The sequence below is a fragment of the Nocardia sp. BMG111209 genome, assembly GCF_000381925.1.
Classification (GTDB): domain Bacteria; phylum Actinomycetota; class Actinomycetes; order Mycobacteriales; family Mycobacteriaceae; genus Nocardia.
Genome location: NZ_KB907309.1, coordinates 1,445,193 through 1,468,239, shown reverse-complemented (window position 1 = coordinate 1,468,239; position 23,047 = coordinate 1,445,193). Strand labels below are relative to the sequence as shown.

Here is a 23,047-nt window from a genome sequence, read left to right as displayed (position 1 = left end):
GTCACGGTCCCGACCGGCGGACCGGCTTGTTGTCCGGATGCCAACAGTCCGTTATGGTCCGGACGTAGGCATCGAGGACGAACCGAGGTAGGTCGTGAGCACTCCATCCACCGCGAAACAGGGACCGCTGGCGGGCATCAGGATTGTCGAACTGGCCGGTATCGGCCCCGGTCCGCACGCGGCGCTGCTGCTGGCCGATCTGGGCGCCGACGTGGTGCGGGTCCAGCGTCCCGGAATGCTGCCGGGCGTCATGGACCGGCCGCAGTGGCGGGGCCGCACCATCGTCGAGGCCAATCTGAAGGATCCGGCCGAGATCGAGAAGGTGCTGACGCTCATCGACAAGGCCGATGTGCTGATCGAGGGCTTCCGCCCCGGCGTCACCGAGCGCATGGGCCTCGGCCCGGAGACGACCCTGGCGCGCAATCCCGGCCTGGTGTACGGCCGGATGACCGGCTGGGGCCAATCCGGCCCGCTGGCCGACCGCGCGGGCCACGACATCAACTACATCTCCCTCACCGGTGTGCTGAATGCCATCGGCCGCAAGGGTGAACGACCGGTGCCGCCGCTGAACATGGTGGGCGACTTCGGCGGTGGGTCGATGTTCCTCGTGATGGGTGTGCTGGCGGCCCTGGTCGAACGGGCGAAGTCCGGCCGCGGCCAGGTGATCGATGCCGCGATGGTCGATGGCGCCCTTGCCCTTTCGCACATGATCTGGGGTATGCGCGGCATGGGCCTGTGGTCCGACGAGCGCGGCACCAACCTGCTCGACACCGGCATGTCGTTCTACGACACCTACGAGACCTCCGACGGCGGCTACATGGCGGTCGGCCCGATCGAGGGCCAGTTCTACGCGGAACTGTTGCGCGGCTTGGAGATCGACCCGGAGGGCCTGCCCCACCAACTCGACCCCGCCTCCCAGGACCAGCTGCGGAAACTGTTCACGGAGAAGTTCAAGAGCCGCACCCGCGACGAATGGACCGCCGTCTTCGCCGGCACCGACGCCTGCGTCACCCCGATCCTCACCTTCACCGAGGCCGAGGAGAACGAACACCTCACCGCCCGCGGCAGCCTGATCGAGATCGAAGGCGTCGTCCAGCACGCACCGGCGCCGCGCTTCTCCCGCACACCGAGCGGCATTCCGACTCCGCCGCCGAGCGCGGGGACTCCGATCGAACAGGTGTGGGTGGACTGAAACCTTTTCCGCTCGCGCACATACATTACCGAGTTGGGTAACATTACCCAGCCGGGCGAATGGCGGGTATGCTGTGCACGTCACCTGGTGACGACGGGCCGAGTGCCGCTGTGAACGACACCCGGCCCGGATGGGTCAGTTCATTCGCTGCACGCGAATGAACGTGTAGATGAGTACGGCGGCCGTTGCAGCGCTTGCAAAGAACTTGGCTGCACGGTTCGCCGGCTCACCTTTCCGGTGTTTACCCACCGTCTTACGGTGTTTTCCGACCATCTCCCATTCACCTCCTTTCCCTGACAGGGACGGCCATGGGTACGGGCCGCCCCCGTTCGGGACGGGAGGCGTCGGTGACTCTACCCTTTCTTTCGGGCAATTTTCCACACGGTGCAATCGGAATGCCTTGCGAATATTCACTTTTCGGTGATTCGTTTCTGTGCCGATTCGAATTTCATTCCACGCCGAGCGATCTCGGCAACACCGGGAATAACCCGAACGGCCGGATGCCCGGACGATCGCGCACATACCGCCAAATCCCTTGCGCGCCCGGACCTCAGCCGCAAATCGGCTCGCCGCCCCACCAAGGGTTGAAGGGAGAAGCGGGGTAGACTCCGCCGTATGGCACCGAAGCTCGACTCGCAGACACCCGAGGAGTCCGATGGTGGCTTCACCTCGGCATCGGCCGCGGAGCAGGGGAGTCTTCCAGCGGACCGCGAACGGGCGCGGCAGCTTCTCCTCAGGTCCGGCGACCTGGCGGATCTGAGTCGACACGACCAGCAGCTGATCGACAGCTTCCTCACGACGCTTCGATAGCGCGGCGGGAAGCACACCGGCCCCCGAACAACCAGAGGGGCCCGGGGGGTGACAAGGTGAAATGGGGTCTCGGCATCATGCCCAATCGCAGAGCCAATCGGATCTACGATGCTCGGATTCATGCCGCGAAACTGGACATCACCATCGGCGTCCTGGGCTTCGAGGCATCGATCGTCATCTGGGAACCCGCGCATCGGGCGGTGATGATCTCGGCGGATCTCCCCGCCCGCGATCGCCGTGAGGGCCTTGCCCACGCGATCGCCCATGCGCAACTGGAACATTCGGATACGGTCCGCCGAGCGCGAATGGGCCGGGAGTCCCGCCTGGCCGCCGAACTGCGGGTGTACGAAGCGGCCTGTCGCAACCTGATCCCGGTCGGGGATCTCAAGGACGCGACCGCCCGGTACACCCGCATCGAGGATGCGGCCGACTGGCTCAACGTGAATCCCGACACAGTCCGGTACCGGCTGCGCAGCCTGTCCCGCACCGAACGCCGCATCCTGCCGGCAGACTCGGTGAATCGGCTCGACTGGTCGACGGCCGGCGACTATCCGCTTCCGATCAGTTGCATCTGGACCCACGCGGATCCGGTCCCGATACGCCGAAAGCTACCGGAAGCGATCCGATCGGCATTGCCGGACATCGTCTCGCACCGTTGAACGATGCATATAATGCGGGATTCATTGCATGCTACGGGAGATCCGCATGCCCATCCGGGCTACCGTAGCTACTCGACAGTAGTTACTTAAGCGCCAGGTAGAAGCCCACTGAGAGCAACCTGAGAGGCCTACAGGGAGTGGGTGTAAATACACGTAATCAGCTAGCCTGGCTGTATGAGCAATCGTCAGAGCGCCCCAGTACCCCAGGAGGTCAGCGAAGCGATCCGGGATGCCCGGCAGGCCAGAGGTCTGTCTCGTGACAGTGCGGCGCGCGCGGCCGGTATCAGCGTCAGCCTCTGGACCCAGGTGGAGTTGGGCACCCAGTACAAGGACGAGAAGAAGATCACGGCCCGGACCACCGCCCGCACACTACAAGCCATGGCGGACGCCGTCGGTATGGATCCCGTTCCCCTGCTTCGGAAAACGGGATTCACCGCGCCGGCTGTCGTCGAATTGCAGCGTCGCGACGCCGGTCCGGTCGTGGACCTGTCGGGCCTGTCCGAGGCGGATCTGAGCAAGGTCGCCGCGTTCATCGCGGGACTGCGCGCACGGTGAGTCACCACACCGCTGCGCGGTCACCGATCATCGATCGGGCATCACGTCAGGCGGCCGGCACGATCGTGTCGGTCGCATAGACGTACTGCCAGTTGCCCCAGGGGTGGATGATACCGAGATCGGTTGCACCGGCCGGAATCTCGCGGTTGGGGCGGCTGCCTCCGATGGTCACCTGATGGACCTCGGCGGCGTTGTCGCCGTTGGCCCGCACATAGACCTCGACCTCGCCCTGGTCGTTCGTCTGATGTATCCCATCGATCGCGACGAGGCCGGGAACGTAGAACTGCATCGTGCCCGGCTGGCCGACGAATACCATCGTCTTGTCGCTGTTCCCGCTCGCCGGAACGGTCCCGATTGTGTAATACAGCTCGTACCAGACGCCACCGTAGGCATGCACGAGACCGAGCAAATTCCATACCGGGAACCCGATTCCCTGTTGTGCCGGTTCGGCACTGGCGAATGTTATCGCCGATACCTGATGCAGATCGGCGTCGTCATAGTTCGCATAGAGTCGCAACGAGCTGAACTCGTTCATGGTACGCATTTCTTCGAATCCCGAGAACCCGGGAATCAACAATTGCTCGTTACCGATGTAGAGCCCGTCGAACGACATGGCGACAGTGTGGTGCACAATTACTCCTTGTTGACCGGAAGAGAAAGGGCCCGTGGCCCGGCGCAGGCCGGGCCACGGGCCCGAAGTTCGATGCTACGAAGCGCTTTCGTGGCGTCTCTTCCTCAGCTCACGAAGACCGAGACGATCAGGCCGGCCGAAATCGCTTGCCCGAGCGCGTTCTGGTGCATCAGCACGTCGAGTACATCGCCCGCCTCGAGAATCGGCTGGACGGCGATCGGAACCGATACCGCTTGTTCGGCGGAAAGCGTTGTGCCCGAACCGAGAACGAGTGTTCCCAGGGTGGACACGACCGCGCCGGCGCGCAATTGGCGGACGCTGAACGTGACGTTGTTCGTCGCCGCGCCGTTCACGGTCGGATATCCGGCGGGTGCGACGATTTGGATATCGGTAACGGTGTCGCCGCTGTAGAAGGCCTGCGAGTACACACCGGCAACGGCCACCGCGTCCGCGCCCGCCGCAACCTGGGCCGGCAGCGTCACTGAGAAGATCATGCAATCCTCGCTCGCTGATCAGGTTATCTTCAATGATGTGGAGCTACCACCGTCGATGGTCGCCTGGTAGAAGCTGCCGTTGTTGCCCGAGCTGTCCTGCACTTCGACCGTGAACCGATCATTGACCGACACCGGTACCACAGCACTCAGCTGCAGCGGACTGCTCGTGGAACCGGTGCCGGTGGCGATCAGCCCAGCGTTCTGCCAGATGCGCACGGCCAGCTTGTTGGGATAGACGTAGGTCGCCGACGCCCAGGTGATGGTGGCGGCCACCGTGGCGCTGGCATTTTGTCCCTGTGCCACAAGTGCATTGGACGATACGGTCGAGCCCGGATAGCTCGTGGTATTTGCCGTCCAGCCGCCGAGCAGATGCCAGGCGGCGTCCATCGGTCCTTGCTGGTTGCTGCCCATGATCATTCCCGAAGGAGCCCACAGGCCGGCCGCCGGAGTCCCGGTGCCGGTGAATGTCGCGTACACACCGGTTACGGCCGACAACGTGCCCATGGTGCTGGCCGCGGCATTGACGCTGGGCGGCAGCGCAAACTGGGTGGTCAGCAATCCCGTACCACCGAAAGTCGCCAGTACGGAGGAGGTTACGCGGTTCACCCCTACGGCGAGCGCGGCCGTGCAACCGTACGCGGCGTCGGTGGCGGTCGCGGTGCCTGCGGCAGTGAACTGTGCGGGGAGCGCCAGTACGACACCGGCACCGTAGATCAGCATATTTCCGGGTGAACCGGTACCGCCGAACGCAGCCGGCACCGACGCGTGTACCACCAGCGCTACGGCCAGGGCGCCGGTCGCGCCGCCTTGTACCGACGCCGGAGCCGACACACTGTACGAGGCGGCCGGCGCACCGATCCCGGCGAAGCTCGCGCGGATGAACGGGGGGATGACCGGCACCCTCGTCCCATCGATGACGATGAGCGGAGCGGCCGGCAGGGGACGGGAAATCGCCGGCGCGCTCGGCACCACGACGATATTGGTGGGCGGCGTGGGCAACGTGGCCACGATCGCCGCGGATGCAGAGCTCAACTGTGCCTCCGATGGTCATTCGTCCGAGCCCGGATACCCGGCCTCGGCGGAGTCGGCCGACGCCTGCCACCTCGCGAATATGTGGTGGCAGGCGTCGCGGCCGACAACTCGTCGATCAGCTGATGGTGAAGCTCGGGGTGACCAGCAGGGTGCTCGCACCGGAGACGGTGGTGCTGGCGATCTGCACGCGATCGACCATGGTGCCGCCGGTGGCCGCGGTCCAGAGACCGGCGTAGGTCCAGGTGCCGGCGGGCACGGTCATGGTCACCTGCTGACCCGAGGCGGTTCCGGTGGTCACCGGATTCCAGTGCACCGCCTGCCGGGCGTAGCCGCTGCCGGTGGCCTCCGTGGCCGGGGTACCGGTCGGCCCCGGATCGGCGTTGTGGATGGAGAGGAAAAGGCCGGTGGCACCGTTGATCTGGGTGTACGAGTTGGCCAGGTAGGCCTGGGTGCTGGGGACGATGACGGACATGGATCGCTCCTTCGTGAAATGGGTGAACTGGTGGCGGCAGTGGGCTACGTACGGATGACGGTGCCCTCGTACCAGGCGTAACTGGCCGATTGCGGGGTCGGATAGGTGACCAGCACGGTGTAGCGGGAGTTCGCCGGAATCGCGTCGCACGTGGCGTTGGGGACGTTCCAGCCGGCCTGAGTGGAGGTCACGGTTGCGGGCCACGACCCCAGCGAGGTACCGCCCGGCGACGTGAGCACGATGGCCACCGTGGTGCCGGTGGGGAAGGTCGCTCCGCCGGACGGCTGGATCGTCTGCACGAAACTGGCGCCGGTGGTCAACTTCAGCGGTTCGACGGTCGGCTGGTACCCGAGAAATCCCGGGTCGATGGGTGTAGTCATGTGGTTCCTTCGGTCGTTTCACCTGCTCGACATGGATGAGCAACGGACGGGAAATGGTCGGGAAGGCCGCGTCAGCCCGCGTTGTGCTCTACTTCGGCCATCAGTTCGCGAGACATGTGCAGATCCGGGATACGGCCGGCGCGGGCCGCCTCGATCACGCCGCGCAGCACCCCGAGCGCCTCGCGGAACAGACCGGTGACACGGCTCAATTCACGTATCGATGCCTCCTGCGCCGCTTCGACCGCATCGAGGCGGACGGTGACGTCGCGCAGTTCGGTGGATACCCGGGACAGCGTCGTCAGCGCCATCTCGTTGACGTCCTTCGCCGCCGCGACCTCGTAGCGCATGTTCTCGGCCGGCTGCAATTTGCGGGCCCGCATCCAGGCGAACAGCGCGGAGATACCGGTGCCGCCGAGGAACAGCGCCGCGGTGAGCGCGGTGTGGATATCGAGTAGTTCCATCAGGCGACCTCGTTGGCCGGAGCACCCGCCAGTTCGTCGGCGGCGGCCTCGAGCACGGATTCGTTGCGGACGATCCACACGTTCACCGTGCGCAGCAGCTCCAGAACGGCCACCAGACCGGCGCCCACGCCCGCGACGTCGGCCGGGGCCAGTTGGAACAATGCTGCCGACACCGCGAGGAGATTGATCACACCACCCAGGAACGAGACCACGGCCTTCGCGTTACGAGCGACGAAAGCTCCTGCGGCAGTGGACTTTTGTGTACCGATGTTGTTCTGCGCACCAGTGGGCACCATGAAAGCTCCTCGTAGATAAGGTCATGCGGCGATCGGGCTGTCATACAGCCGGTTTCGGGTCCTCGGTCGTCGAGGCGGCGGGTGCGGCGGCGGCCCCGGGAGCGGATACGGCCGGAATGGGCCCGCCGGTGGCCGACGCGCCCGAGACGGGCGGCACCGGTACCACGACGGCCGCGGGTGCGATCAACCCGGCGATCTCGCCGGGTAGTTCGGCGACCGCGTCGACGATGGTCCGGTTCTGGCCCTGGGAATTTCTGCCCAGCTGTGGCCAGCCCTGCCCCTGCGGCCCGCGCAACTGCTCCCAGATTTCCTGGACCTTCTCGAACAGATCGGTCTGCTGCGCATCGCTCAGCGCCATGAGTGCTCCCTGGGTTGTGGTCGGTGCCGGGCTCAGCAGGGCCTGCAATCGATCGAACGAACCCGCGAACGCATTCGCGTCGACCGAATGCCCTGCTACCCAGGCCTGATCGGTGAACTGCAGAATGTCGACGGCCCGGCCGCCGAAGCCGTTCCAGAACGTGGTGCCGTCGCCGGGATACAGCGCCGACGCCGGGCCGGAGCCCGCCACATAGCTGGACTGGATCAGTCCCGGCACCCGCGACAGGTCCGGACAGCCGATCTGCTGCCAGTACCAGCGTGGGATGTAGGACAGCGCGATCCGGTGGCCGCACGCGTGCACCGCATCGATGAACGCCCAGAAGGTCTCGATGCCACCGGAATTCGCCTCGAAGTCGACCATCGCGGCGGCATCGCCGAGATGGGTGGTGAACAGCCGGGCCTGATCGGCCGGATCGCTGTCCGCCCGCAGATAGTGGTATCCGGCGACGAGCAGCCCGTTGGCGTGCGCCGCGGCTCGATAGCCCGGCCAGGTGTAATCGATGAATCCGTTGCCCTCCGACACCTTGCCGAAGACGAATCGGAAGCCCTCACGGGCCACTTCGGCCAGATCGATGTCCGGCCCGTTGTTGTTGGAGATGTCGATGCCGAAGATCGTCATCCTCGCCCCCTCGGAAGAAGATCGGCCCGGTCACCGCGTCAGTAGCTGATGAACGCGCCGTCGAAATAGGTGTTGGGCCCGGTGACGGTACTGCTCACCGGACTCGAATAGCCCGGGCAGACAACCGATCCCGCAGCGAGATAGACCACGAAGGTCTCCGCCGCCGCCGAGGCGGCCAGGGGGTAACCCGACTGCAGGATCGACCAGGGTCCCGCCGGACTCGGCGCCCACCAGAGATCGCAACCGAGCGGGCTGTAGACCGTGGCCGGGAATTTGTACGCGACCGACACGGCATACCAGCCCGCCTTGTCGACCTATACTCGGCCGAGGCCCTGGTCGATGATCGTCACATTGCTCGCGGGCAGCCGGAGGGTATCGAAAGTGCCTGCCGGGAAGGGTAGTTCGCCGCTGGGCGCACTGACCGACGCAGACAGGCACTGCAGGCTCCAGCCGGTACCCGACACGACCGGAGCGGCGAGATCGACGACCGTGAAACCGGCGATGTCGAAGGAGAACGACCAGAACAACCCGTTCCAGGCATATGCCGCCCCGAATCCGAAGTGCCGGTTGGCCGTTCCGACCGGACTCGTTCGGCCGGCATCGACCGCCGAGGTCACGGCCGCACCGTTGACCAGCACCTGATAGGTGCTGCCGATACATTCCAGGGTCAGCGTGTCGCCGGTGTGCACGGTGGCCGACACGGTCGTCCAGGTGGTGGTGCGGAAGCCGCTGCCGTCGCGGACAGCGCAGCCGAGCACCACTTGTGTTCGGTTCGCCGACGCCCAGACGAAGGTGGACAGGTCAGCGGCCGCCCGAGCGATGAGGACGGCGTTCGCGAATGTGGAATTGCGGTCGATACCCATGACCGCCGACACCGCTTGGTCGTCGGTGTCGGAGGTCCTCGCCGTGTTCACGGCCAGGACGTACCCGCTGTTCTGATCGCCGTCCTGAGCGAGGCCGACTTCGCCGTCGATGATCACCAGGTCGGCGACCGGACCCACCTTGAAGGTGGTGTAATCGGCGCCCAGGTCGGACCGGTTGAAATTGTCGGTGAACACGCTGCCGCCGTTGGCCTGGGTCTGCTGGGTGGCGAGCAGATCGGCGATCGCAACGGAGTTGGCGGCCGTGGTGTTCTGCGCGGCGGTCGCCGTCGAGCCGGCGGTCCCCGCATTCGTCTGCGCGGCGGTGGCCGCGTTCAGCACGTTCTGGGTGGTGCGGGTCAGGTCGCCACTGCCGCTCGCGGCACCGGCGAAGGCGCTCGAGATATCGGCGATCACCGAAGCCTGCGCCGATTCGAAGGTGACGGATTGCAGAGCCGAGATATTGCCGGCCGCATTCCCGGTGTATGCGCCCGCCGGAACGGATTTGTCGGGCGATGTCATGAAGCCTCCGTCCTAGAGCCAGTTCAGCAGCGCGCCGTCGAAACAGGTGAAGGGACCGACCAGAGCGTTGGAGTTGGTGGTGGTCAGTCCCGGCGCGACGACCGCGCCTTTCGGGAGATAGACGACGAACGAACCACTGGTCGCGTTGCTGTTGGCGACGGAGTTGCCGTTCGAGTCCGTGTCGTAGGGGCTACCGACCGCGCCTGCGCGCAACAGCCCCCAGGTGCCGCCGAGGCTCGGCGCACTCCACAGCTCGGTACGCATCAACACGTCGTAATTGGTGAAATTGAAAGCGGCGGAGATCAAATACCACCCCGCTCGATTCACCTGGACCTGCCCGGCGCCGACGCTCACCACAGTGACGTCGGCGGCCTGCCGCACGGTGTCGTACACACCGGTTACTCGCATGCCCGCACCTGCGGCACTGGCCACACTCACGGTGCTGCCCCGGACCAGACTCCAGCCCGTGCCGGTGGGCACGGCGGCCGATCGGTCGGCCGCGTTCAGCGCCGCGACAGCGAAGGAGAAGTTGCCGCTGTTGTACGAACAGGCGAACCCGATCGAACGTCGGCCGGAGCCGGTCGGGACCGTACCCGTGCTGTCCGAGTAGCCCAGTACCGGATAGTTGTTCACCAGCAGTTGATAGTTGGCCCCGATAGCGGTGAAGGTCACGGTGTCGCCCGAATTGACGGTCACCGAGCCCGAGGTCCAGTCGCTGTAAGCGTTCGTACCGCCGCTACGGGTGCCGGCGCCGATGTGGACCTGGTTCGAATAGATCCAGGCGTAGGCGAACGTCAGGAGATTCGGGTCCGCGCGCAACACGATCCCGGTGGCCGCGGAGGCGGAATTGTTGGCGGCGCCGATCACCAGCGACACCGACTGATCGTCGGTCAGCAATGTCGTGGTATCGAGCGCGACAACCGATCCGGTACCCGAATTGCTGCCGGTGGAATCGAGTTCGACCTGGTTACCGACGATGACCAGGTTCGCCACCGAGCCGGATTTGATCGGATTGTAGGCCGAACCGAGGGTCGTCCTGGCGAAAGTGTCGCTCAGCGTGCTGCCGGGCGTACCCGACGGCGTCGTCGGCGGGAGCAGCGACGCCACGGATGCGGAATTGGCCGCAGCGGTGTTCTGCGCGGCCGATGCCGTCGACTGCGCAGCGCCCGAGCCGGAAACCGCGGCGGATGCCGAGGCCGCGGCGGTGGCATTGGCGCCGTTCAGGATCTGGCCGGCCGTGTTCACGCTCTGGTACGAGGTCAGCAGGTCGGCAATGGTGCCCTGCGCGATGCCGGCCCAGTTCACGGCTTGGAGGTTGGCGACGTTGTTCGGCGCCGACGACCCGACATATGCGCCGGCGGGAACCTTCCGGTCGGGTGAAGTCATCGAAAGTCCTCGAGAGTCAGTAGCTCAGCAGAGCCCCGTCGAAATAGGTGTTGGGCCCGAGGTTGGCGCCGGCCGTCAGGTAGGAGCCCGGCGCCACGACAGACCCGGCCGGCAGGTAGAGCACGAATGTCCCACCCGCAGCGTTATTTCCGTCCAAGGTCGACATCTGTCCCTGGCGGGCGCCTTTCGGCGACAGCCCCGGGCCCGAGGCGGTGTAGACGTCGGCCCGCACCCCGCCGAGGTAACGATCCAACGTGAATTTCACGGTGACGCCGTACCACCCGGCGGTCCGGATTTGGACCCGGCCCGATCCCTGGTCGAGCACGGTGACGTTGTTGGAGGTGGCCGTTCCTGCCAACGTGTTCACCGGCAACGCATTCGTGCCTGCGGACACCGCGACACTGGCACCGGCGGCCGTCTGCAACGACCATCCCGTCCCGACGATCGGCGGCGGCGTCATGTCCACGGCCGTCAAGCCGGCGGCGTTGAACGAGTAGGCGCCGCCGAGCCAGCCGACAGTGTAGGAGAGCCCGAATCCGAACGATCGGTTCGCGGCACCGACCGGCGTCATCTGCGCACCGTCCGGCCATTGCAGGATCTCGATGCCGTTCAGATACAGGGTGTAGGTGGAGTCGATCGCCTCCAACAGCACCGTATCGCCCGGATTCACCTGCGCCGAAGACCATCTGGCCTCGGTGACGACGGTGGACGTTCCCCGGCGGGTGCCGTAACCCAGCGCGACCCGGCCGGAGACGACCTTCGCACAGACGAAGGTGCCGAGGTCCGCGGCCGCGCGGGCGACGAGGAAGGATTCCGGGCTACCCGCGCCACCGCCGCTGCCCAGCACCACGGAGATCGCTTGATCATCGGTCTGGGTGGTGGTGGCCGACAACGCGATCACGGTTCCTGCACCCTGGTTGCCCGTACGCGGCAGCGCACACTGGCCGGCGGTGATCACCGGGCTCGCGATCTGGCCCGTGGTGAAGGTGGTGTAACCGGGCAGCAACGCCGCCCGATCAAAGGTATCGCTGAAAACGGTGCCGCCGTAGGCCAGTCCTTGTTGCGAAGCGGTCAGACCAGCCACCACGGAGGCATTCGACGCCGTCGTGGCCTGTACGTCGACGGCCGTCTGCTGCGCGTTGCCGGCATTCTGGGCGGCGGTATCGGCCACGGCGAGCGCGGAGTGCGCATTGCCGATCAGGTTCGTATTCGCCGTGCCGACACCGGAATACGCGCCCAGCACCTGAGCGACGACCGCGTCACGCGCACCGGCCCAGGTGACGGACTGCAGGTTGGTGATGTTGTTCCCGGACGATGCCGAACCGCCGTAGGCTCCGGACGGTACGTGCCGATCGGGAGAGGTCACGAGGCATCACCCTCGGCATCGGCGTCGCGGTCCGGGGCGGCGGTGCCTTCCGCCGCCGTGTTGCCGGGCAGTTCGGCCGGATCGACCAGATGATCGAGATCGCCGTTGGCACGCAACTGTTCGATGATCAGCGCGCTTTCGTGCGCGGTGAGCTCGGTCAGGTTCGGCGCGGTGGACCGGGCGACCCGCGGGGTACCCGTCGGCAGCCATCGGCCGGCACCCTCGAACCATTGCCCGACGCCGCGGGCCGGCGGGTGGTATTCGTTGGCCTGCAGGTCCGGATAATGCCGGAAGCCGAGTTCCCACAGATGTTTCGACCATTTTCGCAGCACGTCCGGGTGCACGGTGAGCGGGGCGCGCTGCTGGCCCGGCAGGCCCACCAGTGCCCAGAGGAAGGCCTCCTCGGGCTTGTTCGGATCACAGTTCTCGCGCAGAGGGATTGGCATGGAACACTCCGGTCTCGAAAGAAGAAGGGTCGGGCGGCGCTCGGTCACAGACGATTTCGGCATCCACCGGCCGGACGGATCCGGCCGGTGGATCGAAGGTCAGGACCGTCGATTCGGCTCGCCCCCCGCGTCCGCGGGCGACTTCTGCCGATCCACGAGGTGCGCCAGGTGGCCGGAATCACGGAGCTGCCGCACGAGGTGCGCGCGTTCGTCGGCGGTGAGTTCGGTGACGTCCGGGAGGCCGGGCAGGGTCGCCCGCGGCGCACCCTGGGGCAGCCATTGACCGGAACCGTTGAGCCAGTGGCGATGTCCCCGTGCCGGTGGATGGTATTCCTTGGCCTGATCGTCCGGCGCGTGCCGGAAACCGAGGTCCCACAGGTGTTTCGACCATTCGCCGAGAGTGTGGGGATGCACCAGCAGCGGCGAGTTGCGTGGCCCCGGCAGCCCGATGAGCGCCCACACGAACGCCTCCTCCGGCTCGTCCTGATCACAGTGCTCGTGCAGCGGAATAGACATGAACTCTCCGAACCGAAGTGAGCAGCCGCGGAACTCAGGCGGCTGCGGTGTAGGTGACGACTTGCAGGCCCACGGGGTTGTCCGGCGGGGCGGAGGTGTAGGCGTAGAGGACGGTCTGGGCCGGAATGTCCAGCGTCAGCTTCTCGTGCGGCCGGATCGCCAGGCCCGCCGCATACGTCAGCGGCTGGGTGTAGACCCAGACGGTGTAGACGGAGTCGTTGTTGCGCAAGAACACCGACGGTGGGTTGACCGTGATCGACGACACCTGGTTACTGAACGCGAGCAGACCCTCCAACAGCAGCTGCGGCGCTGCGGGTGTGGTCATCGGAATCTCCTTCGGGGTGGGAATGATTGGGACGGACTGTGTTCGGACCGGCGGTCCGCGCTACATCTGCACCGCGAGCGACATGATCTCGTCGACGATGTCGGCCATGATGCGCATCGACTGCGCGAACGGCATGTCGTGGTCCTTGTCGGTGCCGAGCGTGATCTGCCACTGCGGGCTGGCATTTCGCGACCAGGCCAGTTCGAGCTCGGTCACCTGGTCGACGTAGATCTGCCCGACGGGCATGCCCTTGACGGTGGAACCGACCCGGTCACCGAGGAAGAAGTGGCCCTGGCCGGCGTCGCCGATCAGATACGGCTGGCCGTCTGCGACGGTCAGCTTGTGGGTGTGGTGGGTACGGGTCTTCCACATGCCCTCACCCAGTGACAGCAAGGCACCGAGGGTGTATGCGCGGTCGGCACTGGTCTCGAAATGTTCGAAGTAGTGCGACCATCCGGACGCCGCCACCCGGTCGGTGTCCCAGTGCCGCTGCCAGGCCAGCAGCGTGTCGGTGAACAGCGCCATCGCGATGGTGTTCACGATCTCCGTGGCGCCCTCGGCCAGCGCGGCCAGAACCGGCCCGGCATAGGGAACTTCGCCGAGGAAGCCGCCGAGAAGGAAGCCGACGAACTGGATCGCCGACGAAATCGCCTCGTTCACACCGGGAGCCGAGTGACCACCGGTGACGACCTGGACCGCGCTGGCCGGCTGCACGATGAACTGTGAGGTCTGGATGCCGCAATGATCGTTCTGCCGATACACCACCCACGGATTGGACGGCAGGGTGCCCAGATATCCGGGGGTCCGATAGGCGGCCGGCACGTTCGGATCCGGCAACGGCTGCTCGATCTGATCCCAGAAGACGCCGTCGGCGTCCTCCTGATACTGCTCCAGCAGGTGTTGCAGGCCGCCCCAGACGTCGCCGCGCAGCGTGGTGTTCGTGGTGTAACCCGACTTGTCGACGATGTCGACGACCAGACAGCCCGAACGCAGGTTCGCCCCCGGCCAGGGCAGCGGATCGCCCTGCAACCAGCGGCGGGTCTGCACCATCAACTCGGCATCCTGCAGCGTGCCGGTCGCGCAGTCGTGCCAGTTCTTGAACCGTGAGCCGAAGATCGTCCACGTCGAGCCGTCGGTGGCGTACGGGGTCGGTTTCACGGCGATCAGCCAGTTGGACATGTCGAGATCGCCCCAGTGCGCCGAGTCCATCGGATCCACCGGCACCGCCCACGAACTCCCGTGCAGCCTGAGCAGATTCATCATCAGTGCGGTCTTCAGCACCCAGATGCTCGGGCCCGCGAGCACGAACTCGCGCGGGAATTGCACGCTCTCGGGAAGGAAGGGATTCGACCAGCAGACGATGTGCTTGAGCTCCTCGTAGGAGTGCAGGAAGCTCAATTCGACAGTGGTGACGCCCTGTTCGTCGGTGTGCAGGACCGCTTTCTCCAGCCGGCCGTCCCAGCGCGCACCGTCCTTGTCCACCGTGATGTGGATGTTCTGGGTGGTGCGCCCGGTGGTCGGGGAGTTGCCGTAGATGTCCATGGCCCATTCGGCCAGGTAGTAGTCGTACGGCAGCACGAGGACACCGACACCGGTGTCGTTGAGCGTCCAGTGGAAATCCGCGCTGATCTCCGCGCCGCACACCCCGCGCAGCACCCAGTTGCCGTCCCACAGCCGGACCAGCGGCCGGGCGTAGCGCTGCGACTTGCGCTGCGCCTTGACCGCCTGGGCCGCGGAATAGATTGCGGGCAGGTCGGTTACGTAGGTCGTCACTGCAACCCCCACGGCCGCGACCAGTTGCGCGGCTGCGCGACCAGCACCGAGGCGCCCGCCGGCGCGCTGGTCACCGACACCGGCAGCGCGGTCGCCGGGGTGTAGGCCGGTACCGGATACATGAAGCTGACCCCGTTCATCTGCGCCCAGATCGGGGTGCTGTCGGCGGCGACGATCATCTCCTCCATAGGATCGGTGTCGACCGTCAGATCCTGACCGCTCGCGGTCAGCGGCAGGGTGATCGTGCGCGCAGCGAAAGCATCACCGGCCCAGGAGAAGTCGGGCAGCGTCCACTGCCCCGGTGCCGAGCAGACCCAGCGCAGCCACATCGGCTGATCGGTCGGATTCGACACGGTGACCGTCCCGGATTGTGTTCCGCTGGAGCGGGTGTCGGCCGGCGACACCCAGGTCGCCGTCACATCGCTCTCGACCCACCACGGATTGCCCGCGGTACAGGTCATCACGACCCTCGCCCACTGCTTCAGGTGCGGATCCTTCACCGGCTTGAAGTCCGGCTGCTCCGCCATCCGCAGCGACAACGACCGTGCCCCGAAATCGGTGGTGATGCTCAGCACGCTGTCGCGGTCGTACGCCCAGGCCTTGCGCCAGGCGCTGTCCACGGCCTCCCAGGAGCGACCGGCCGCCTCGGCGATGTTCACTCCGAACACCAAGTCGCGCTTGTTGACTCGGTAACCGCCGAAAGACGATCCGGTCTGGAAGGCGGACTGGTTCCAGATCGTCGTGACCGGAGCGTCGTACAGACCGCTGGGAGCCGTGCCGAGCTCGACACCCTCCCGGCCACGCCCGGGGCCGGCGAGAGTCCACGTCGAACCGTCGACTCCCGTCAACGTAATCATGGCAGCGTTGTGCGCCACAGGTTCACCTCTGTTTCTGTAGGAAATTCGCCTGAGATGGGATCGGCCGCAGACCCAGCCGGAGTCTGCTCGGCGGTCCGAAATCGACACGGTGGCAACGTGAATGCCAGTGCCCCGACTCTATCGTGCAGAGCATGACGGACGTGGTTGTGACCAACGCGCCGGATTTTCACCCGGCGCCGACCGGCGAGCTCTGTGTTCGTGGCCGAGAGGCCCTGGCCGAGACCCCTGCAACCGCACCGTCCCTGAAACGGTCGTGGGGTCGTCACTCCCGGCAGCACCGGGCCGGACGGCGCACCGATATCGCAGGCGGTCGCGGGCGCTGGACACCCATTGAAGACGATCCGCATGTACTCGCCGACCACTACCGGCGTAACACAGAGAACGGATCGCCGCAGCTCCCGCCTCCGTGGCCAGCGCGCGGGTCTTCGGGTCGGTGCGTCGCCAGGGTGCGGTCACCGCATCCGCGATCAACCGAGAACGCCGCATCCCTGGCTTGCAGACCCGGTAGCCCCACGACCGGATACCGGCAGGCACAAGTTCCGTTCGGTGTTCGTGCTGTGCGGCTGCGTAGTCGGGGAATTGTCCGCGCAGGGCGGTATCGAATTCGGTGGCACTCTCGAGGGAGTCCCAGCGGTGGAATCGGCCCCGCGCGAGATACCACTGCATGAGCGCGGCGGCCTCCGGCGCCCGGTTGTTTGAGCACGCACAGGACACAGGTACCGCGCAGCAGGGAGGGGTCGGGATTCGTGTCCCACGGTACGCCCGCCGGTTCACGTGCGGTCTCTAGCAATGCCGAGAATGTAGCCCGTTTCGTGAACCATTCCTGTACAGGACCACGGACGTAATCCATGAATTTTGCCACCGCACCGTCGACATCTTCGTCGTATCTCACATCCGTTCCGGCCGGGTCCTCCCTATCGCCGAGCAGTTTGAAAATTTCGTAGTCTACTTTGTTGTCCCGCAGTCCGGTTCCGGTCGATTCGCGCATCACGTTGTGGACGGTCGGCGATACGAACCGAATCGTGCCAGCCAGCTCTACTTTGTCACTGTCGCCACGCTTGAGATCACCGCCGTCACGCTTGATATGAGCGATGACAACGCGGGTCGTGTCGGGGGATCGCCTCGTCGGTGAGAGTGAAGGAAAGTCGTGTCCAGTGGATGGCCCTGCCGGGCCCGGTCAGCGGTGGCGCGGCGGTATAGCCTTCGTCCACCATGGCCGGTGTCAACCGGGCAATGATCTGCTTCGTCCACCGAGCCCGATCCCGCGCACTCACGTTCCAGTCCTTGCCACTGCCTTTTCGGCAGACTCTAGCGGTTTTTTCACCTGCGCAGCAAGGCGCCGGCGTAACCTATGACCCGCATTTTCTCGGCCCGCCGGCCGATTGTCCTCGCCACGGAGATATCGAGCAGCGTTTTCTTGTACACGCGGCGGGTTGAAGTATCCTGTTGCACCTAGGCGCCGGTTGGGAGAACCGGTGACACCATCATTGTGGGCAATACCGGAATAGCGGCATAGATATCGGTGAGCCAATGGAGGCGCGCCGAGGTAGCGGCAGATATTTCAACAACTCGCCCTGTGGGATTTTCGAATCCATTCTCAATAGTTTGTCAAATTGTCCGACGCCAAATTGCTTCGATGATTCCGCACCGGCGAGAAACTCCCGTTCGAGGCCCATCGCGGGATCGATGAACGTCTGATCGACGGTCTGGTTGCCGTTTCCCGGCGGGATGGTATTTTTCACCGGATTGCCGGCGGCGTCGGTCGACCACCAGATATCGCCCTCGTGGTGACTGCTTGCATCTGTTGGAATACCGAGCGGGTCGGACATGTCACTCCATGGTTCTCGGACTGATGTTCCATCAGGTCGGTTGAATGCGAAAACGCGCCCAGCAGAATGCGGGACGCGTTTCGAAGTAGTGCGACAGTGCTCGCACCTGCTATTCAAGAGTATTTCCGCTACGTGGCCACCGTCAGGTGCGGACGTACTCGTGCGGTATGTGCAGAATTATCGAGACGTGCGTTCGGGAATCCAGTCCGGAATTTCCTCTGCGGCTCGGGGAAATGCGTCGAGCTCCTCCTCCAGCCGCTCTTTCGATACCACCTGGTTCACCCAGGGCAGGTCGCTGGTCCGGGAGAAGTCGGCGCGGTAGTCGTCCGGGCCCGCGATGGATATCTGGCCGCTCAGCCAGGTCCCGGTCTGCTCGTCGTAACAAGCCTTCTTGTACTCACCCAGCAGCGTCAGCAGCAGTTCCGATGGTTCGAGGTTCTCCGTCTCCTGCTTCCGGCGATTGCGGATGACTTTGATACCGGCGTCGCCGTCCCGGCCGATCAACCGTACCCACAGCAGCGCGAATTCCCATTTCTTTCCGCACATCCGGGCGGCTTCCTCGACCAATGCCAACTCGATCACCTTCGGCCTGAGTTCCTCCGCAGCGATCGACTCCCACCGGGTACGGATACCTTTGTCGGCGAACTCACGATTCACCGAATGCAACACCTCGCTCACGAACGGCGTCGGTTCGGCGTCGCTGAACAGCACGATGTCGACGCCGTCGAAGTTCGTGATCCCGGATCGGTGGGCGAGATCCCGAACGTGGCCGGATTGGATGCCGTACAGATATGCATTGATCTTCGAGCGGAAGTCGTCGTTCAATGTTGCGGGATCATCGTGGAGATACGTCCGCTCCTCGGTCATGGCCAGCACCAGGCGACCGTCCGGGCCCACCGCCAGCTGATCGATCCGATCATGCTCACTCACCGTCATTCATACCTCCACGTGTGGTGCGCTATCTTGTTGCCGCCCAACAGATGTCGTGAGTCTATCGCTACCCAAGTGTCCGGTCGTCGAGGTGACCAACAATCGGTGGCCGTCCTGCTGAATCGCTCCCCGACACTCGAACGTTGCAGAACCTATCGATGTCGGCGACGGGCCAGGTCCAATCGAATTCGGCAGCCGTTCTGGAAACTCGGGTCACCCTTCAATATCAACGTTCATTCCGACGTACCTTCCTGATAAATCGTGACGATTTCTGTATACTACTGTCGGCGCTATGCGGAAATCGGATCAAAGCTTTACTGACGATCGCCGATACTACAGGGCTGCAGTATGGCATTTTTCACCCCAACCGCGCAAATATGTGACTCTTTCATACGCCTCTTCTGGGCATCGACTCAGGTAGAGATACTGTTGTATTGTATCGACTATCCAGCACGACGCGATTCCTCGTACACCGGAAACTTGCGAATCATAGCCGCATCGAAAGCCCGGGCTTTCTCGCGAGAGTCCGAGTTATTAAAAGTTCCACGACCTATATACTCGGCCATGACTCGAGCCGCATCCGCGCCACGACCCGACAAAACTGCCAGCACAATGGATCCGCGAAGCCTCATCGGATCTGGATTCACCTGGTCGACGACGTTGTTGGGCCTGGCAGTCCCCGACAGCTGGAGAAGCTTTGTAATATCATCTCGATCGGAAAACCAACCCGAGACCGGACCATCAACGAGCCTCATATACTCTCGCACTCCGGCATCGACACCATTTTCGCCCGTAACCCATATATACTGTGACATATCCTGTGGTGTTTCGAAATAGGTGAACGGAATCGAATCCAGCACGCTTCCGCAAAAGTTATCGATGGAGTCGTATGACAACTCGTCGAGTATATCCTCGACGGCAGCAGAAACCAGCAAAGCGTTGCCCGATATCCCGATATTACCCTCGCTCGACCGGCGCAGGTGGGCCATCAGAGCGAAATTAACCTCAGGAATAGGACTACGCAGAGAAAACCAGGATATGCGCCACTCAGGGTGCTTCACGCCGGGCTCGCGGTCCAAGTCGTGGTCCGGGGGACCCGAGGTTTCGTAACCCAATCCAGAGAGACTACGCCCAAGCTTCTGTATGTAAAGATCCATCACGCGCGACGATTCCTTGGCGCCCACCCTACTCACACTCCCGTCCGGCCAGCGGGACAGCCAACCTGTTTATCCGACTTCAATACTATGAGTATACATCCGGGCAACTTCAGCTCTATTACCACACTCGACTACTCCCCGACACTAATCTCCTACCAACGCCCATCCAGCCGAGGAAATGTAAGTTATATTATCTCCATGCTACCTATCTGTAATTAAATCTCCGGCCGACTCCAACCTTGCCGGCCCACCGGCTCGACCTGTCGCCGCAATAAAGATTGACAGTTATCGACTGGTCCACTCGCCGCACCGAAGCTTGAATTTTTCTAATTGAAGGCATCGTAATCTGAACGTTTGCTGCTACCTGTGGGACTGCCGTAGATGCGACAGGATCCGCGTAGGCTGTCATCGAATTACCTGGTACATCATCGCCATTACCCCGCATGACGCTGTCATACCATCGCGCTGATATATCCAGAGCATCCATCAGAACGTTATTCAGCATACCGGAGTTCGGTGGCATCGCCTGAGCCAGTTCCAAAGCCTGGTGCCGAGCCTGGAAGTAGAGCGCAGAATACAGATCTCCAGTGCCCATCGCCTGGATTGACGCCTCCGCATTGATCTCAGAATATGCTGCGAGTGCCGAGTCCCGCCATTCTGCATCATTCTCTCGGAGAAAAGTTCCGAAACCCGGATTTTTTGCCGCCTCTTCCAATACTTGATAGCTCGGAGACCAGCCGTCATTCCAGCGGACCGAAGTAACCCGATCTACCACCACCTTTCCAGGCTCCAGACCATTATCCTTCAAAGCCTGATAGAGCTTACTGTTTTTAGATTGGTCTACCTCGAGGATCCGGCCACCATCCAGATACTGACCGTACCCATAGAACTGCCCGAACTCATAGGATGCATTAGCGTTGAACTTCGACTCGACAAGAACCAGCTTGCCATCTCGATCAACGGCGATGAAATCCGGTTTGAAATATACCGGAGGCCAAGTATCAGGAATCGGAATTCTTGCATCTTCGCCCGCCGCAATGATCGTGTATCCACCGAGCTTCAGTTTGGCCCGAGTAAGGGCATCGCCTATGAAGCCATTTACGTTGGAATCTTTCGTTCGCAGCCCCGAGCCAGTCCAATCGCCGGCAGGGCCTTCAACCATCCCATCACGACTCGGCAGAGTCTCTGATTCCAGCCAATCCTTGTCAGCTTCCGACGGATTGATGCGATTTTTCTTCGGGCCTTGTTCTGCTCTAGGAGATACCGGCTGCTTGCCACCGGGGAGAGCTTTACTGGGCGGCATTGTTCCGCGCTTTGTGCCGCCCTTGGTCCCATCCCAGACCAGCTGGCCATCATCTCGCTTCATCATTCCCGGCGGTATATCGCCACCGTCAGTTTCTGGGCTACCGGTTTGCCGATCCGGCTCGTTCGTGTCAGATTTTCCGGGTTGGTTGCTGTGCTCGTGCTGGTGGGTGAAATCTAGCATGGCACGTTCGCCGGCTTCTTTGGCCTGCGCTTGCGTAGCTCCTTCGGCCAATGCATCCTGGACCGCGCTGCGACCGACTCCCATAACCGCTCGTCCAGCTCTACCCGCGGCATTGACAAACGGGGCGAAGTCGATCGTTGCCATGATGGTGTCGATCGCGCTGGAGTTCGGGTTGGCGAGTACATCGACATCATGTTGTGGGTCGGGCAACAATCCGACGACGGTGTTCTCGATCTGTTGCAATGCTGCGCGGTCCGGATCGTAATAGTCCGGATGACCGCTGTCGTAGTCCGGTTCGGTGTGCAGGATTTGACCGGTTCGACGGTCGAATACTTGCAGTGTCGAGTGCCCGTCAGGGTAATGTGTAACAACAGTTTTTGTGCCGTAACCGTTGTTCTGGGTTTCTTCGATGCTGACGCGGCCGTCTGAGTATTTCGTTTCTGTGTAGGTGTAGGTTCGGCGGTCCCAGGGCACTATCCCAGTCGTGTATTGGCCGGTGACGCTTTCGGACTGCTGCCCGGGGACGGCGGTGTCGATCTGGAAGGTTTTTCCGTCCTGGTGGGCGACGAACCTGCCAGGGATCGTGTTCCCGCTTGAATCGGTGGCCGGTGTATAGGTGCGAGCCACGGCACCGTCGGTGCGATCGGTAATGGCGACGGGCTTGTCGTTCGCGTCGACGGTGATGTCCCGGCTCTTCGAATCGGCGCCGGGGATGTGCACGGTCGACAGGACGTACGGATCCTGGCCGGGTTGGGAAACGATGGTGTCGGTGGTCTGACGTCCGTCGATTCCGATGGGACCGGTGACGGTTCGCAGCGTGATGCCCTGAGGTCCGGTGATACTGAGGCCGTCGCCGTTGACCGTGACACGATCGCCACTGGCGGTGACGAACGACGTGCCAGGGGGTTTCCCTGCGGCCTCTTGCAGATCGCCTGCCAGTAGGGCCATCCCGGCGGGGCCGCCGGCCAGGTCGCCGAAGTGGCGATCGGCCATCGCACTGGCGAAGGCATCACTGCCGAGTCTGTTGACCGGGTTGACGCCCGGCGCAATACCGACGGTGTCCCCGTTGCGAGTGGTGGTGTAGTAGCCGGTGGGCCGTCCCTGATCGTCGAATTGGGTCCCGCTGATCGTGCCGCTGGTGTCGTTCGGGTTCGTGATCTCGGTGCGTTTCACGATTCCGTCGGAGAGATATACCTCGACGTACTCGATCGGTTTCCCGGAAGGATCCTGGAGCACCCATGTCTGGTAGACATTCTTTCCGGTGCCGGCGGTTTCCGTTGCTTCCCAATGGGTGCCTTCAGGATTGGTCACCCAATAGGGATGATCCTGGGTCGGACCGGTCCCCGGAAGAGACGGCAGAATACCGGTCGCCGGGTTTATATTCTCGTGCACTTTCTGGATGGACGGCGGAGTGTTCGCCCCGGTTCCGGTCATCGTGGTCGTGGTCGTGGTGAACCGGCCGTCCGGGGTGGTCTCCTCCTTCGTGTGAATCTCGGTGCCCGGTGGCGCATTCTCGGGATTCCATATGGAATCCCGTGGATTCATGCTCGGATCATGGCGTTGAGGCGGAATGGGCATACTGCTCGAACCTCGG

The 23,047-nt window shown here is 63.7% G+C and carries 25 protein-coding genes; 4 read left to right on the top strand and 21 right to left on the bottom strand.

Features of this window, described 5'->3' with window-relative positions:
- Positions 1–94 precede the first annotated feature (94 nt).
- The 4 genes from G361_RS0137900 to G361_RS0137885 all read left to right on the top strand — a co-directional run bounded on the left by G361_RS0137900 (position 95) and on the right by G361_RS0137885 (position 3,216).
- Positions 95–1,192 carry a CaiB/BaiF CoA-transferase family protein gene (locus tag G361_RS0137900; RefSeq protein WP_019932368.1) on the top strand — a complete coding sequence of 366 codons (1,098 nt, stop codon included), beginning with the start codon at positions 95–97 and terminating at the stop codon, positions 1,190–1,192.
- Between the two features lie 615 nt (positions 1,193–1,807).
- Positions 1,808–2,002 carry a hypothetical protein gene (locus G361_RS0137895; RefSeq protein ID WP_019932367.1) on the top strand — a complete coding sequence of 65 codons (195 nt, stop codon included), beginning with the start codon at positions 1,808–1,810 and terminating at the stop codon, positions 2,000–2,002.
- A gap of 77 nt (positions 2,003–2,079) precedes the next feature.
- Complete coding sequence (locus tag G361_RS0137890; protein WP_155981986.1) at positions 2,080–2,661, top strand: ImmA/IrrE family metallo-endopeptidase; 582 nt, start codon at positions 2,080–2,082, stop codon at positions 2,659–2,661.
- Between the two features lie 174 nt (positions 2,662–2,835).
- Positions 2,836–3,216, top strand: a complete 381-nt coding sequence (locus G361_RS0137885) for a RodZ family helix-turn-helix domain-containing protein (RefSeq protein ID WP_081635751.1) — start codon at positions 2,836–2,838, stop codon at positions 3,214–3,216.
- A 46-nt stretch (positions 3,217–3,262) separates the two neighbouring features.
- Here G361_RS0137885 and G361_RS0137880 read toward each other — a convergent pair whose 3' ends face one another.
- The 21 genes from G361_RS0137880 to G361_RS49990 form a co-directional block, all read right to left on the bottom strand.
- Entirely contained in the window at positions 3,263–3,829 is a 567-nt protein-coding gene (locus G361_RS0137880; protein ID WP_019932364.1) for a hypothetical protein, read from the bottom strand.
- Positions 3,830–3,951: 122 nt separating this feature from the next.
- Positions 3,952–4,341 carry a hypothetical protein gene (locus tag G361_RS0137875; RefSeq protein ID WP_019932363.1) on the bottom strand — a complete coding sequence of 130 codons (390 nt, stop codon included), beginning with the start codon at positions 4,339–4,341 and terminating at the stop codon, positions 3,952–3,954.
- Positions 4,342–4,359: 18 nt separating this feature from the next.
- On the bottom strand, positions 4,360–5,373 hold the full coding sequence (locus G361_RS0137870; RefSeq protein WP_155981985.1) for a hypothetical protein: 1,014 nt from the start codon (positions 5,371–5,373) through the stop codon (positions 4,360–4,362).
- A 115-nt stretch (positions 5,374–5,488) separates the two neighbouring features.
- Complete coding sequence (locus G361_RS0137865) at positions 5,489–5,845, bottom strand: hypothetical protein (RefSeq protein ID WP_019932361.1); 357 nt, start codon at positions 5,843–5,845, stop codon at positions 5,489–5,491.
- A gap of 44 nt (positions 5,846–5,889) precedes the next feature.
- Positions 5,890–6,225 carry a hypothetical protein gene (locus G361_RS0137860; RefSeq protein ID WP_019932360.1) on the bottom strand — a complete coding sequence of 112 codons (336 nt, stop codon included), beginning with the start codon at positions 6,223–6,225 and terminating at the stop codon, positions 5,890–5,892.
- Positions 6,226–6,296: 71 nt separating this feature from the next.
- Positions 6,297–6,686, bottom strand: a complete 390-nt coding sequence (locus G361_RS0137855) for a hypothetical protein (RefSeq protein WP_019932359.1) — start codon at positions 6,684–6,686, stop codon at positions 6,297–6,299.
- Positions 6,686–6,982, bottom strand: a complete 297-nt coding sequence (locus tag G361_RS0137850) for a hypothetical protein (protein ID WP_155981984.1) — start codon at positions 6,980–6,982, stop codon at positions 6,686–6,688. Before G361_RS0137850 ends, G361_RS0137855 begins: the two co-directional genes overlap by 1 nt.
- Before the next feature lie 40 nt (positions 6,983–7,022).
- Positions 7,023–7,979 carry a glycoside hydrolase family 25 protein gene (locus tag G361_RS47575; RefSeq protein ID WP_019932357.1) on the bottom strand — a complete coding sequence of 319 codons (957 nt, stop codon included), beginning with the start codon at positions 7,977–7,979 and terminating at the stop codon, positions 7,023–7,025.
- Positions 7,980–8,017: 38 nt separating this feature from the next.
- The gene (locus tag G361_RS0137840) at positions 8,018–8,269 is read right to left on the bottom strand and encodes a hypothetical protein (protein ID WP_019932356.1); all 252 of its coding nucleotides are present in this window, start codon (positions 8,267–8,269) and stop codon (positions 8,018–8,020) included.
- Positions 8,270–8,293: 24 nt separating this feature from the next.
- Positions 8,294–9,361, bottom strand: a complete 1,068-nt coding sequence (locus G361_RS0137835) for a hypothetical protein (protein ID WP_019932355.1) — start codon at positions 9,359–9,361, stop codon at positions 8,294–8,296.
- 12 nt (positions 9,362–9,373) lie between these two features.
- Entirely contained in the window at positions 9,374–10,747 is a 1,374-nt protein-coding gene (locus tag G361_RS0137830) for a hypothetical protein (RefSeq protein ID WP_155981983.1), read from the bottom strand.
- A 16-nt stretch (positions 10,748–10,763) separates the two neighbouring features.
- Positions 10,764–12,113, bottom strand: coding sequence for a hypothetical protein (locus G361_RS0137825; RefSeq protein WP_019932354.1), 1,350 nt, complete (start codon positions 12,111–12,113; stop codon positions 10,764–10,766).
- The gene (locus G361_RS46135; protein ID WP_019932353.1) at positions 12,110–12,559 is read right to left on the bottom strand and encodes a DUF2744 domain-containing protein; all 450 of its coding nucleotides are present in this window, start codon (positions 12,557–12,559) and stop codon (positions 12,110–12,112) included. Before G361_RS46135 ends, G361_RS0137825 begins: the two co-directional genes overlap by 4 nt.
- A 99-nt stretch (positions 12,560–12,658) precedes the next feature.
- On the bottom strand, positions 12,659–13,075 hold the full coding sequence (locus G361_RS46130) for a DUF2744 domain-containing protein (protein ID WP_019932352.1): 417 nt from the start codon (positions 13,073–13,075) through the stop codon (positions 12,659–12,661).
- A gap of 34 nt (positions 13,076–13,109) precedes the next feature.
- The gene (locus tag G361_RS0137810) at positions 13,110–13,400 is read right to left on the bottom strand and encodes a hypothetical protein (RefSeq protein ID WP_019932351.1); all 291 of its coding nucleotides are present in this window, start codon (positions 13,398–13,400) and stop codon (positions 13,110–13,112) included.
- A gap of 60 nt (positions 13,401–13,460) precedes the next feature.
- Positions 13,461–15,173: a hypothetical protein gene (locus G361_RS46125; protein ID WP_019932350.1), complete on the bottom strand. Its 1,713-nt coding sequence runs from the start codon at positions 15,171–15,173 to the stop codon at positions 13,461–13,463.
- Complete coding sequence (locus G361_RS0137800) at positions 15,170–16,030, bottom strand: hypothetical protein (protein ID WP_019932349.1); 861 nt, start codon at positions 16,028–16,030, stop codon at positions 15,170–15,172. Before G361_RS0137800 ends, G361_RS46125 begins: the two co-directional genes overlap by 4 nt.
- Positions 16,031–17,535: 1,505 nt before the next feature.
- A complete protein-coding gene (locus tag G361_RS50000) occupies positions 17,536–17,880 on the bottom strand; it encodes a hypothetical protein (protein ID WP_155981982.1) in 345 nt (114 codons plus the stop codon).
- A 177-nt stretch (positions 17,881–18,057) separates the two neighbouring features.
- Positions 18,058–18,816 carry a hypothetical protein gene (locus G361_RS0137790; RefSeq protein WP_019932347.1) on the bottom strand — a complete coding sequence of 253 codons (759 nt, stop codon included), beginning with the start codon at positions 18,814–18,816 and terminating at the stop codon, positions 18,058–18,060.
- Between the two features lie 437 nt (positions 18,817–19,253).
- Complete coding sequence (locus G361_RS49995) at positions 19,254–19,994, bottom strand: hypothetical protein (RefSeq protein WP_155981981.1); 741 nt, start codon at positions 19,992–19,994, stop codon at positions 19,254–19,256.
- Positions 19,995–20,172: 178 nt separating this feature from the next.
- Positions 20,173–22,998: a hypothetical protein gene (locus tag G361_RS49990; RefSeq protein WP_155981980.1), complete on the bottom strand. Its 2,826-nt coding sequence runs from the start codon at positions 22,996–22,998 to the stop codon at positions 20,173–20,175.
- Positions 22,999–23,047: the final 49 nt, after the last annotated feature.

Excerpts from the sequence above, each read along its gene's own strand:
- G361_RS0137860 (WP_019932360.1), bottom strand. The coding sequence starts at position 6,225 with ATGACTACACCCATCGACCCGGGATTTCTCGGGTACCAGCCGACCGTC.
- G361_RS0137835 (WP_019932355.1), bottom strand. The coding sequence starts at position 9,361 with ATGACATCGCCCGACAAATCCGTTCCGGCGGGCGCATACACCGGGAAT.
- G361_RS50000 (WP_155981982.1), bottom strand. The coding sequence starts at position 17,880 with ATGTCCGACCCGCTCGGTATTCCAACAGATGCAAGCAGTCACCACGAG.
- G361_RS0137830 (WP_155981983.1), bottom strand. The coding sequence starts at position 10,747 with ATGACTTCACCCGACCGGAAGGTTCCCGCCGGCGCATATGTCGGGTCG.
- G361_RS49990 (WP_155981980.1), bottom strand. The coding sequence starts at position 22,998 with ATGAATCCACGGGATTCCATATGGAATCCCGAGAATGCGCCACCGGGC.
- G361_RS46135 (WP_019932353.1), bottom strand. The coding sequence starts at position 12,559 with ATGCCAATCCCTCTGCGCGAGAACTGTGATCCGAACAAGCCCGAGGAG.
- G361_RS47575 (WP_019932357.1), bottom strand. The coding sequence starts at position 7,979 with ATGACGATCTTCGGCATCGACATCTCCAACAACAACGGGCCGGACATC.
- G361_RS0137890 (WP_155981986.1), top strand. The coding sequence starts at position 2,080 with ATGCCCAATCGCAGAGCCAATCGGATCTACGATGCTCGGATTCATGCC.
- G361_RS0137875 (WP_019932363.1), bottom strand. The coding sequence starts at position 4,341 with ATGATCTTCTCAGTGACGCTGCCGGCCCAGGTTGCGGCGGGCGCGGAC.
- G361_RS0137790 (WP_019932347.1), bottom strand. The coding sequence starts at position 18,816 with ATGACGGTGAGTGAGCATGATCGGATCGATCAGCTGGCGGTGGGCCCG.
- G361_RS0137895 (WP_019932367.1), top strand. The coding sequence starts at position 1,808 with ATGGCACCGAAGCTCGACTCGCAGACACCCGAGGAGTCCGATGGTGGC.
- G361_RS0137855 (WP_019932359.1), bottom strand. The coding sequence starts at position 6,686 with ATGGAACTACTCGATATCCACACCGCGCTCACCGCGGCGCTGTTCCTC.
- G361_RS46130 (WP_019932352.1), bottom strand. The coding sequence starts at position 13,075 with ATGTCTATTCCGCTGCACGAGCACTGTGATCAGGACGAGCCGGAGGAG.
- G361_RS0137810 (WP_019932351.1), bottom strand. The coding sequence starts at position 13,400 with ATGACCACACCCGCAGCGCCGCAGCTGCTGTTGGAGGGTCTGCTCGCG.
- G361_RS0137865 (WP_019932361.1), bottom strand. The coding sequence starts at position 5,845 with ATGTCCGTCATCGTCCCCAGCACCCAGGCCTACCTGGCCAACTCGTAC.
- G361_RS0137850 (WP_155981984.1), bottom strand. The coding sequence starts at position 6,982 with ATGGTGCCCACTGGTGCGCAGAACAACATCGGTACACAAAAGTCCACT.
- G361_RS0137880 (WP_019932364.1), bottom strand. The coding sequence starts at position 3,829 with ATGTCGTTCGACGGGCTCTACATCGGTAACGAGCAATTGTTGATTCCC.
- G361_RS0137800 (WP_019932349.1), bottom strand. The coding sequence starts at position 16,030 with ATGATTACGTTGACGGGAGTCGACGGTTCGACGTGGACTCTCGCCGGC.
- G361_RS0137885 (WP_081635751.1), top strand. The coding sequence starts at position 2,836 with ATGAGCAATCGTCAGAGCGCCCCAGTACCCCAGGAGGTCAGCGAAGCG.